Raw genomic sequence first — 12,254 nt, 5'->3', positions numbered from 1 at the left:
GATTCGAGCAGAGAGACTCGAAGACATGTCTAATTTGCTACTTTCCTTGACCTGCATCACCCACTCGTAAAAACATCGTGGCGTGCGGTTCAGAGGCCGGTCTTGCCGAGTCTTTCAAACGGCCAATCAAAATAAATACGCGACGTATTCGATGTTGTTTTCACCGTGCATGATGCTGTACGAGTTCCTCAGCTTTTCGCGTACACGCTTGCGTTTCGTAGAAGGAATCCATCGGAAAGATTCCTAAAATTTCTTGTGAGAAAACTGAGTCAAATCAGTGAGAGCGAAGGAAGACCCATGAATATCAAGAAGGTATTTGGTGCGCTTGTCGCCTCGGCTATGCTGGTCGTTGGCCTGGGCGTCACCGCAATAAGTGCTGTAGTTCCGGCTAATGCGGCAGGCGAGGGATGGCGTCAGGAAGGCGTTGCGTGGATGGCTCCCGCTTCGGGCGGAGTTGAAGTGTATCGTCTTTACAATGCAAATAGCGGTTTGCATCATTACACAAGCAGCGCGACTGAGCGTCGTTCACTCGTTAACGCTGGTTGGCGCGATGAAGGTGTCGCTTTCCATGCGGATGTATCCGGCGCCAATGTATATCGTGTGTATAACGCAAGCAGGCAGCAGCATCATTACACCTTGAGCCTGTCGGAGAAGAACTCGCTGGTCAATCAGGGGTGGAGATATGAAGGTGTTGCCTGGCATGTTAGCGCTTCCTCGTCCGTACCGGTGTACCGTGCGTATAAGTCGACGTCGGGCGAGCATCTGTGGACTACAAACGTGCAGGAATATGAGAAGCTCAGCGGCGAGGCCGCTTCTCCAACTGCAGCGGAGGCGTTGAAGCGTCTGACAGTCAGCGATTACCAGGCCTCTGGCTACAATCGTGATGAATTTGGCGAATCTTGGGCTGATGTGGACGGCAATGGTTGCCGCACTCGCGATGATATTCTTGCTCGTGATTTGACCAATGTAACGAAACTGGATGATTGCCGTGTCAGTACCGGTGTTCTGAACGACTCCTACACCGGCACGACGATTAATTTCCGCCGCGGTACGGATGGCGGCAACGATGGCGGTGTGCAGATCGATCACGTTGTCGCGCTTTCGAATGCGTGGAAGTCGGGCGCGAATACGTGGACCGATCGGCAACGTCTGGAATATGCGAATGATCCGTATGTGCTGTTGGCGGTAGACGATCAAGAAAATCTGGATAAGGGCGATGGCGCCGCCGATGAATGGTTGCCGTCGAATGCCGCATATCATTGCGATTATGTCGCCCGTCAGATCGGTATCAAAGCTAAGTACAAGCTGAGTGTGACCAACTCTGAGTATCAGGCCATGGCCAATGTGCTTGCATCTTGCCCGACGGAGGTAATCCCGACTGGCGTGGGGGCCCCGACGGTGTCGGATGTCACTCCTTCCACTCCGAGCAAACCATCTACTCCGAGTAAGCCATCTACTCCGAGTAAACCGTCCCACAACACCCAGCAGGGCATTACTCCCGGGGCTTTCTGTTCCCCGGAGGGAGCCAAGGGCATCGGCAAGTCGAACAGTGTGACCTACACCTGCAAACGTGACAACAACGGTATCCTTCGTTGGCGTCGCTGATCCTCGTCGCCGCAAGCGCTGCTGCCTGTCAACGGTTACACAGATTGGGATTGTCGTAGATTCCATCTTTTCGTGCATAACGAATGGTGTTCAGCTCAAGCAGCTGCCGCAGCGCATCGAGTCCTCTTCCATTCTCGATGCGGGAGTGGAAGAGGACTCGATGTCTGTAACGACTTGAAATACTAGAATTCCGCCATTTTGCAACAAAAAAGGGTTTTCAGAAACCTCTGAAAACCCTGCTGGCGGAGGATACGAGATTCGAACTCGTGAGGCTGTTACACCAACACGCTTTCCAAGCGTGCGCCATAGACCACTAGGCGAATCCTCCATTGCGCCGCTTCTCGTGGTTAAACCACTTGAAGACAACTCGTTTAAGATACCGCACTCTTGCGATAAATAAAAATTCCGCGTGTCGCGCCTGCGGTGTCATGCCGTGCCGTGTCATGCCGTCGTCGTTGATTTTCCCGGAAAAAGATTCCCGAAAGGAGCGGAATGCGCGGACATTTGTCAACAACCTGCATAAATGTGTGAACATTTCTGCTGATTCTCAGCATGTCGCGATACATTGTGCGTTGGCGACACGGCTGCGCGTTGCTGTGCTGCGCGGGTTCGGCCTTGTGCCATGCCCGTGCGTGCGCTGCCTCGGCCGGCGGGGAGCCGTGCCGACCGGCTGACGTTCAGCCATGTCTGTGCGCGCACGGCATTCCGGTGCTGTCGGCTTGAGCCCGGTCTGCAGCCTCGGCTCGCGTTCGACCTTCTTCCGGTCAAGCCGGGCGGCGTGGCCGACTTAAAGCGTTTCGGTGACTTGCCGACTTGAAAATTCAAGAAAATTAAAAAATCTGGATACACCTAGATACATGTGGATGCGAATGGAGAATAAGGAGTTCGGATGTTATCGTCGAAGGCCGTAAAAATAATCACGTCGGTTTCATCGGTCGTGTTGATGGGCGCGCTGGCCGTTCCCGCGAATGCGTTGTCGGACACGGTCGTGGACGCATTGGGACGTTCCATGGTCTCCGGCGAGACGACCTTCATCGATCAGCCGGTGGCGTCGGATGATTCCATGCCGGAGAATCCGGAGCAGGATCTGCCGGACTCGGTTGACGAGTCGATTCCGGACGATGCGACGGTGGTGTCACAGGATTTGGCAGTGACGGATGATGGCGAAGTGAAGGACGTCGCCACCGGTGAGACGGTGACCGATCCGGAGCTGGTCGGCACGCAGGACACGCCGGCGGATCCGTTGGCGAAGACGGACGGCGAGTCGTTCATTCCGGTCGCCGTGTCGGACGTGAAAGATGCCATTGACGATGCGCAGTCCGACGATGCACAGGAAGGCGGCGCACAGACCGCAAACACTTCAGAAAACGCCACGGTCTCCCTTGCATCCCTTCAGAACAACGAATACGGCGCCTACTGGGGCACCTACAACAATACGAGCGCTTTCTTTGAGGCCGATGGCACCCCATTCGCGCAGAGCGCGAAGGGCGTGATTGACGTCTCTTCTTGGCAGGGCAAGATCGATTGGGCTGCCGCGAAGGCCGACGGCGTCGAAGGCGCGATCATCCGCATCGGCTATGGCGCCGGCAACGGCCTGGACACGATGGCCGCATACAACATCAGCGAATGCAAGCGTCTGGGCATTCCCTTCGGCGTGTACCTGTATTCGTATGCGGACACGGCGGCACTCGGCACGTTGGAAGGCGAAGGCGTCGTCGACCTGCTGAATCAGGCCGGAGTCAGCCCGAACGATTTGAGCTATCCGGTGTTCTACGACTTGGAGCGTTGGACGTGGACGGGTCACACGCCGCCGACCGATCCTGCCGTGTATGAGAAGATCGTCGACGCATGGTATACGGCGCTGCAGTCTGCCGGCTACACCAATCTTGGCGTCTATTCGTACACCAGCTATCTGAACGGACCGCTGAACAGCACGAGGATTCACGCACGCACTCGTTGGGTGGCGCAGTACGGCGCTTACATGCAGTTCACCGCTTTTTCGACGACCGACCGCGCCTGGCAGTATACGTCGGGTGGCTCGGTGAACGGCATTTCCGGCCGTGTCGATTTGAACGCGTTCGGCCAGAAGATCGGCGCCAGCAATGGAAACTCCAACAGCAATGGCGGCAGCAGTAACGGTAATAGCAACAGCGATTCCTCCAGCGGCGGCAGCAGCTCCGGCGGCACCTCCACCGAATACCCCGGCAACATGTACTACTTCTCCAACACGCTGAACGGTGGCACCGCAGACAAAACCGTCGCCTATGGCCGTTCGGATGACATCGTGTTCTCCGGCGATTGGAACGGTGACGGTAAGGATACCCTTGCTGTCCGCCGCGGCCGCACGTATTACATCAAGAACTCCATCGAGAGCGGCGCGGCCGATATCGAGGTGAACTACGGCCTCGAAAGCGACGACGTGCTGGTTGGCGATTGGGATGGCGATGGTAAGGACACGCTGGCCGTTCGCCGTGGCAACGTCTATTACATCAAGAATTCCATTGCCGCCGGCTCCGCCGACGTGACGATTTCGTACGGTCGTGCCGATGACATCGTGCTGGTTGGTGATTGGGACGGTGACGGTAAGGATACGCTGGCTGTCCGCCGTGGCAACGCCTACTATGTGAAGAATTCCATCGAGAGCGGCAACGCTGATACCGTGATTTATTATGGCAAGACCGATGACGAGGTGCTGGTTGGTGATTGGGACGGTGATGGTAAGGACACGTTCGCGGTCCGTCGCGGTCGCACGTATTACATCAAGAACTCCATTGCGAGCGGCGTGGCCGATATCGAGATGAATTACGGTCTTGTGAGCGACAGCGTCCTTGTCGGTGATTGGGATGGTGACGGTAAGGACACGTTCGCCGTTCGTCGCTGAATACCGCGTGAATTTTCGGCGAACATCACAAGACTCCGTCGTGAGAGTCCGTTGTAAAAGGCCGGCATGAAAACGCGGATGCTTCAATCATTGCCGGTTGCCGCCTTCACGGTACGCGTGGCCCAGTGCTGCGCGTACCGTGAAGTATGTTATGCACGTTGAATGGTGAAGATGTAGGTGAGGATATAGATTATGAAGCTGTTCATTCAGATTCCATGCCTGAACGAGGAAAAGACCCTGCCTTTGGTGCTGGCGAATATGCCGAAGTCCATTCCGGGCATCGACAGCATCGAGCTGCTGATCATCGATGACGGCTGCTCCGACCGCACGGTTGAGGTGGCGAAAAGTCTTGGTGTGAAGCATGTGGTGCATCATGCGCGTCCGATGGGATTGGCCCGTGCTTTCCGTGACGGCGTGGACTATGCGTTGAAGCATGGCGCCGACATCGTGGTGAATACGGATGGCGACAATCAGTATCCGTCGGAGGCAATCGGCGAGCTGGTGCAGCCGATCGTCCGTCATGAAGCCGATATCGTTGTCGGAGACCGCCAGACGTCGAAGATCGCCGAGTTTTCCGCCTTCAAGAAGCTGATGCAGCGCTTTGGCTCGTGGGTGGTGAACAAGGCCGCCGGCACGAACATTCCGGACGCGGCCAGCGGCTTCCGTGCCTATTCGCGCAATTCCTTGCTGAAGCTGAATATCGTTACGGAATTCAGCTATTGCATGGAAACGATCATCCAGGCCGGCAACAAGCGTATCGCCATTACGAGCTATGCGATCACAACGAATCCGAAGACACGCGAATCCCGCCTGTTTTCGAACATCTTCGAACATATGGCGAAGAGCGGCGGTGCGATCGTGCGCAGCTATCTGATGTTCCGCGCGCATTCGATTTTCAAATGGGCGACGATCCTGTTCGGCGTCGTCGGCCTGATTCCGTTCGTGCGTTATCTGGTGTATTTCTTCGGCGGTCTTGGCGGCCAGCATGTGCAGTCCTTGATTGCAGGCACTGTGCTGCTGACCTGCGCTCTGATTTCGTTGATGCTGCTGATCATTTCCGAACTGTTGCGCATTCAGCGCAAATTGGTGGAGGACGAGCTGGAGCGGACGAAGGAGATCCTGTACAGCACGCCGTATCAGAAGATCTGGGCATTGCAGGACGAGTTCGGCGCTTTCCCCGATGCCGCCACGTCGGCCACCGGTGCCGATACCGTTAATTCCGATACGAAATGACCGATTCCACGGAGCAAGGTACGCATATGAACACGATTCCATCGTCATCGCAGAAGCAGACGAACCGTCCGCCGCGTGTGCTTGCCTTCGGCACCTATAACGTCCGTAAACACCCGCGCGTCGGCATACTGATCGACGGGCTGCGCCGCAACGGCTGCACAGTGGAGGAGATCAACCATCCGTTGGAACTGTCCACCGCGCAACGCGTGGAAGTGCTGAAGAAACCATGGAAACTGTTCGGCTTCGCTTGGAATCTGCTTTCGCTGTGGTGCGCGCTACGCCGCGACGCCAAGGCGTGGATGAAGCGCAACGGCCGTCCCGATGCGATCCTGGTCGGCTACATGGGTCATTTCGATGTATTGCTGGCCCGTCACGTGTTCAAGAAAACGCCGATTATTCTGGACCATCTGATTTTCGCCGGCGACACGGCGAAGGATCGCGGCGCAAAAGGCTTGAAGGTTCGCCTGTTGAACCATTTGGATCATATGTCCACGCATGCGGCATCTCTGGTGCTGGTGGACACGGAAGAACACCGCCGCATGCTGGAGTCGGACGTACAGGGCATGGTCGTGCCAGTCGGTGCGCCGGACGAATGGTACGCCGCCGGTAAGAACGCTCCGCAACAGCGTGACGGCATTGTGTTCTATGGCCTGTATACGCCGCTGCAGGGTGTACCGGTGATTGCGCGGGCACTACGCCTGCTGGCTGACCGCGGCATCACGCCACACGTGACGATGATCGGCAAAGGCCAGGATTACGCGCAGGTACGCTCCATCGCCGACGATTTGGACAACGTGGAATTCCTCGAATGGGTGGAACCGGAACAGTTGCCTGCATTGGTGGCGAGGCATAGCATTGCTCTCGGCATTTTTTCCACCACGCCGAAGGGCCTGCATGTGGTGCCGAACAAGGTATACCAGTCAATGGCCGCCGGCTGCGCGGTGATTACAAGCGATACCGCGCCGCAACGCCGCATGCTGGACGGCGGCGCGGTACTGGTGAAACCTGGCGATGCGCATGCACTGGCCGATGCGATCGAATGGCTGTTGAGCGATAAGACTGCATATGCGCAGGCCCGTCAGAACGCCATTGACGCATCAGCGCGTTTTACATCGTCGTCTGTAGCCTGGAACTTGGTGCAATGGGCGCAGGGGTTAGTTCATGGACGGTCTGCGTAATCGCTTGTGATGCTCCGGAGAGAAGTTGTTGCGCTGCTTCCCTCATATTGCGGACACTGCCTTGCAGCTGCATCTGAATGAAGATGATAACTCTGACTGCGTTCGTACTAGGTATGCCAAGGCTGGTGACGAACGGTACGCAATGTTCTTCGATATACCGCTGTTCCGCAGTTTTTGTGTATTTACGCAGAATGGATGTGATAAAAGCCAATACAATGCCGGCAATGACTAAAGCCCATCCGATTCCTGGAACCATAGCCGCGAATGCGCCAAGCGAAGTGGCAAATCCGACGGACAGGAAGCAGCCTGCATCAAGTAGAGCAAAGGCGACAGCAACTCCATTGACTACTGCGGTAATCACATCGAATGCGAAAACGGCATTGCTGAATCCGTATGTGGCTTTATCGGATACAACGTCGCAGACGGATGTCGCGAATGCGAACATGCTCATAAGCGCGCCGCATGTTTTGAGTCCTAGCGCCATTCCGGGTTTCATGCCGGTTGTGGATTCCGCTAGACGCCGGAAGAAATTCTTGCCTTTTCCAGATAGCATGCTGATTTGACCGTCTCGGAGCAGCACGGTTGATTTGATTGACGATGCCGCGCTGTTGCTGGCGGTAGCGGTTACTTTCGCTGGGATAAACGTTTGCGTGACTTGCAAGCCATAGGATACCGCGTCGATGGCCGTATAACTGAGGCTGGAAATCGCGGAAGCTCGCTGTGCATCGGTTAGTGATGACCAGTCGGTGAGCGTTGAGATGGCGTTGACGAGCATCATGGTCTGTCCCACGGTAAATGCCAATGTACCCAAACCGATGCTGTACAGTTTCGGACAGTTGGTATGGAGCCATTTGTTCAAAGTGTCCAAGCAGGGGAGCGCCTCATTGTTGGCGAGCACCGTTTCGAATCCCGCAAGAACATTGGACACAATGTATTGCCAGTAACTACCTGGTGAATCAATGGAGTGATTGGCGATAAGTTCGTCGATTTCAATTCGTAAAGATTTCCAAGAATCCGGCAGCGTGTCAACATCCTGCTGATACAGCCAGTCGATGCGCTGGCGGCAAGACAGCTCATAGACTTGCATGCGCTCGTCGGCTGTGATCGTCAGATCGCGTGCGGATACCGACATTGCATATCGAGAGGTTTTCCGGTTCAACAGCCGATAGTATACGTCCGTTCCTAGTGTAAGCCGATAATCCACCGTTGTTGTTTCGCCTGTTAGAGCAGTGCCATTGCTGCTCGTATCGGCTAGCGGTGGTGTCTGCGGACAATCCAATGGGATTTGCCGTGAATTATCCAGCGAATTCAACACCACTACGAGATGATGTAGTTTCGGACCAGTAGAGCGTTGCAAATCTCCCAACAGATATTCGGCGTTATCGTCCTGCAGCATGAAATCATGTAGTTTCTTGGCCCACAATGCCGCATTTTCCCGATAAGGGTTGATTTCTGGAATGGTTTGGAAATACAAGACCTCGTAAACCCTGTCAGACAAAGCACGAAAAGTCGGGTTCTGGCTCAGTGACGTAACCAGTGAGCCGTTATAGTAAGCGTCCAAGCGTTCCTGATAATGGTCGATGCTGGTAATGCATTCGGAATATGCGCCTGCATCACTGTTTGCCAGCATATAGCTGAAGAACGCGTAGAAATAGTCGCCTGTGAGCAGGTCCTTCACATCCTGCCGCGAGTTGACAAAATCGATAAGCTGCGCAGGAATTGCCGACGCGCTCGGTCGTTCATATCCGATGTATTTCAATTGCTCGTCGCTGATGTAGTACAACATCAGGTTATGCAATGCGGTGCTGTAGTCTGAATCGACGTTTTCCGGAATGGGCGCCGGCAGTGCGAACAATGATTCAATTCTGGGCTGTATATCTTCCAATGAGGCAAGCTGATCGGCATGCAGGCAAGGGGGAACGCCCTGACGCACTGCGATATTTGAAGAATCCAATGCAGCGGAGTCGATTGGTGTCCCTAATGAATCTGGCTGATACGTACCAGTTAGCATATAGTTCGGTGCTTCGCTGGTGAATTTGTCCGGATGAAGCCAAGCACTCCCGGATAGCGTCGTGTAATCCGAGGACAGATGCATATCGACGTAAGCGAATCCGGTATATGCGTCCAAACCGTCGGATAAGAAGCCACGGTAACTGTATGACACGCTGTGCGTGGACGGGTCCACATATTCGTAATTGCTGCATCGTGCATACGCCACATGGTCGGCGTCCGGATATTCCACACGAGTGAACTGAACAACGCCGCCAGCTTCCGATGTGCTACCCAGGCTGAGCCACAAATGCTGCGTTTCGGCTTTTGCGCCCATGCTTGAAGCGTTCGTGCAAGGAGCGAACGTCAGATTGTACATCAAATCGTAAGAGGCCTGAAACGTACGGCGCTCGCCGTTTTCCACAACCACGCCGGAAAACAGGCGAGGGAACCGTGTGGCTTGCAGTCGTCCAAAACATTGTGGCGCGTCGCCATTGTCGCTGCCGGCGCCGATGTTTGTCCAGTAGATATCGTTGCCGTTATGGTATGTGAGCATGGGAACGTTGTTCCACAGTATGTGTCCACGGGCTATGTGCAGCGTCCGCGCAGCGCGTGAGTCGGTCAGCATGCTGTTAGGTATGGGGTTTGGGGAAGTGACGTCGTTGTCGATGTCCCAGTAGATGGTCAGTTCATTCGGGACTACGTTCACGAGTTCTGTCATCGCGTCAATCCTCCGATGAGCTGTGCGTATGCGCCGCTTGGCAGGATTTTTTCCCATAGATTGGCGTTGTCGGTGAAAAGAGCCAGTACACGTTGTTGTTCTTCACTTGGAAGGTCTTCAAGCGTACGACGCAGTGATGCTGCTGTGAGTACCGGATAAGTGATCAGGCATGCGTAGCCGTTGGCGAAATAGGAGCGATAACCATCGTATACGTTCAGGTCTCGGCATTCCGTATGCTCGGTGTTCTCGGTGATAACGATGCGGTTGACTCGCTCATATGTGTTGATACCATTGAAGCGGCGCAATACCATGTCTCCGATTTGAAGTTGATGAATTGGGATATCCGGACAATTTTCGCGCGCAATATCTGGCTGCGGTGCACACCATCCGCGTTGTGTGAGAATTGGATGGTCTAAAGACATGAAAGGCTTGTCGTTATTGATGGCGTAAAGTTCGGACACTTCCGTATTGACGATGACGTCGCGTGAGCAGGGAGATGCAGTATTTTGCGCATTACGTAGTATGTCGGGGAAGGACAATTTTTCTATCGGCTTGAGTGTACCGTCTTCCAATTCGATCATTGTGCCGACGGTGACGCAGCCTGCGCTGGGGCTCAGCGTCTCTTTTTTGTTCCAATACCCTTTGGCTGATACGGATGCCGTCCAGTTGCGGAATGCTGAAGTATATTCTTTTTGCGTGGTGGTTGGCGTGCCGAAAGCACCTTCTGGGCCCGTGGTATACCAGCCGTCATATGTGACTTCGGCCCTTCTGATTATGCCGGGGATGCATGCGTTGATTTTGTTGTATAGGCTTTGGCCGCTCATAAGCTCGTTGCCGACCCAGTCCGACATGTATACGGCGGTCATTGATTCTATATCAGATTGTTTGCCCTCGTCAGTCCATGAATTTTTGAATTTCTTGTATTCATCGGGGAATACGATTTTGAGAAAAATCAGTAGTGCTTTCAACTCGGTTCGAACCGGTATATCGTTTTTATGAATTTTTCTCCATAATGACGTGGAATTTGCCATTTCATCGGTGACCATTGTGTGGATCTTGTCTTCGGTAATATTGAAATCCTTGATGCATTCGCCGATCCTGAGCGCTAGTAGCTTGATTGAAATGTCTGCCCATTGGGAGTCGAGTTGAGTCTTGAAATTGTCCAAAGTCGGATTTTTCGAGTCCAATCTTAAAGCGTTCCGGATTTTGTCTCCACCGTCAGTTGTTTGAGCGTCCTGATTGATGAGAAGGCAGGTGTAGGTAAGACACATGGCGCCTACGGTGTCCGCATCCGTTTCGCTCAGGTGCCCGAGTACGCTCGTGTCAGTGAGAAAACCGTTGCACCCCTCTCCGCCGCCATGGAATGTGACTCCTGTGAGGCTATCTCCATACTGAAGAGCACGAACCATGATGTCTTGACAAAGTGGCTTCAGCCCATAATCGATACCGTCGGCACCCATGGTTTGTGTTTGTACCGCAGCATAAAAATCGTCGCTGATCATATTGCTCTCCCTCGATGAGCGTTGAGGGTAGGAAATACCCATTTTGGGTATACCACGACGAGGAAAGGCAAGGCAATGACGAAGTTAGATTACGAGATGATGAATTAATGTCGGCTAGGGAATAAAAGATTATCGCAGTATGACCGTGAAGAAACATATATGTTTGTGGCCCTCGACGAATCCGTCGAGGGCCACAAACACCGCGATGTCCCGAAAGCGCGACATATGTAAAACATGTCTTCAGGTGCATTATTCGTATTTCGTACAAAGTAAGCGCCTGCACACAGTATAAGCCATGTGCGGCGATTATGGTACATGCGCGTCGCAATGGTGAGCCGCGTAAAGCACGGTGCGCAAAACGCGGTTTGCGTTAAATCCCGCCTATTAGCGATATACAAGGTAAAATCCAAGAATTGTGAGAAAACCGAATTCCTCGGCGTGTCGGACTGCTGTTTTCCTGAAATAGCTGCCTGCCCACCATATGCGTAATCGACATATAGGTCAGATGCGTATATGAGTGGGGTTGGCAGCAACTGCAGGATGTATGTCTTACATACATGACAATGAGTTTGACATTATCGAGGGGTCGGGGTAAAAAGTATCACAGTCGGGTGGGGAGAGTCCCCACATAAACCCGATGTCCTAGAAAGAAAGGTTTTCTGAAGATGACAGGAAACACGAAGATTTGGCGCGCCCCGCTCGCCGGTCTGGCCTCCGTCGCGATGATCGCGACCATGGGCATGGCCGCCGCCACCGCGAACGCGGCCGGCGAACCGACGTTCAAGGCCACGTTCGACACGAACGGCCGCGGCACGGTCACGAAGGCAACCGAGGAGCTGAAGTACAACAGTGTCGCCGCTCAGTCGTACAAGCTCACCGAGAATGACGCTACCTACAGCGGTTCCGACTGGGAGTTCACGGGCTGGTACACCGAGCCGGGCCTGGGCGAGGGCGAGAAGGTCGACTTCACCGCGCCGCACTACGGCGACATGACCCTGTATGCGCACTGGGCGAAGACGTCCGAGGTCAAGACCATCACGTTCACGGACAACTCCTACGCGAAATTCGCCGACACCGACCAGGACGGCACCGCCAACCAGCCTGCCGACCGTGTCGTGAAGCTGGCCCCGGGCGACAAGCTCGCC

The 12,254-nt window shown here is 54.3% G+C and carries 7 protein-coding genes and 1 tRNA gene; 5 read left to right on the top strand and 3 right to left on the bottom strand.

All coding sequences use genetic code 11. The features are described 5' to 3' along the window. Window positions 1-297 precede the first annotated feature (297 nt). Complete coding sequence (locus AC1AWD_RS05940) at window positions 298-1,605, top strand: GmrSD restriction endonuclease domain-containing protein (protein ID WP_476564673.1); 1,308 nt, start codon at window positions 298-300, stop codon at window positions 1,603-1,605. 240 nt (window positions 1,606-1,845) lie between these two features. Here the strand turns inward: AC1AWD_RS05940 and AC1AWD_RS05935 are convergent. Further along, window positions 1,846-1,933: transfer RNA gene (locus AC1AWD_RS05935), tRNA-Ser, on the bottom strand. Between the two features lie 561 nt (window positions 1,934-2,494). On the opposite strand from AC1AWD_RS05935, the gene AC1AWD_RS05930 reads away from it, so the two are divergent. The 3 genes from AC1AWD_RS05930 (at window position 2,495) to AC1AWD_RS05920 (ending at window position 6,897) form a co-directional block, all read left to right on the top strand. Continuing rightward, the gene (locus tag AC1AWD_RS05930; RefSeq protein ID WP_476564671.1) at window positions 2,495-4,486 is read left to right on the top strand and encodes a glycoside hydrolase family 25 protein; all 1,992 of its coding nucleotides are present in this window, start codon (window positions 2,495-2,497) and stop codon (window positions 4,484-4,486) included. A gap of 192 nt (window positions 4,487-4,678) precedes the next feature. Then, a complete protein-coding gene (locus tag AC1AWD_RS05925; protein WP_476564670.1) occupies window positions 4,679-5,719 on the top strand; it encodes a glycosyltransferase family 2 protein in 1,041 nt (346 codons plus the stop codon). Between the two features lie 26 nt (window positions 5,720-5,745). Next, window positions 5,746-6,897 (top strand): glycosyltransferase, encoded by a 1,152-nt coding sequence (locus AC1AWD_RS05920; protein ID WP_476564668.1) that lies wholly within the window; start codon window positions 5,746-5,748, stop codon window positions 6,895-6,897. Here the strand turns inward: AC1AWD_RS05920 and AC1AWD_RS05915 are convergent. Both AC1AWD_RS05915 and AC1AWD_RS05910 read right to left on the bottom strand, forming a co-directional pair. After that, entirely contained in the window at window positions 6,827-9,607 is a 2,781-nt protein-coding gene (locus AC1AWD_RS05915) for a hypothetical protein (RefSeq protein ID WP_476564666.1), read from the bottom strand. The two genes, AC1AWD_RS05920 and AC1AWD_RS05915, sit on opposite strands and share 71 nt — an antisense overlap. Further along, window positions 9,604-11,109, bottom strand: coding sequence for a hypothetical protein (locus AC1AWD_RS05910; protein WP_476564664.1), 1,506 nt, complete (start codon window positions 11,107-11,109; stop codon window positions 9,604-9,606). The genes AC1AWD_RS05915 and AC1AWD_RS05910 overlap by 4 nt, the downstream gene beginning before the upstream one ends. Before the next feature lie 665 nt (window positions 11,110-11,774). On the opposite strand from AC1AWD_RS05910, the gene AC1AWD_RS05905 reads away from it, so the two are divergent. Next, window positions 11,775-12,254: InlB B-repeat-containing protein (locus AC1AWD_RS05905; RefSeq protein ID WP_476564662.1), on the top strand; the 480-nt coding region annotated here is incomplete at its 3' end.

Source organism: Bifidobacterium sp. LH_512 (genome assembly GCF_056356435.1).
This window is presented reverse-complemented; position numbering and strand designations above follow the sequence as displayed.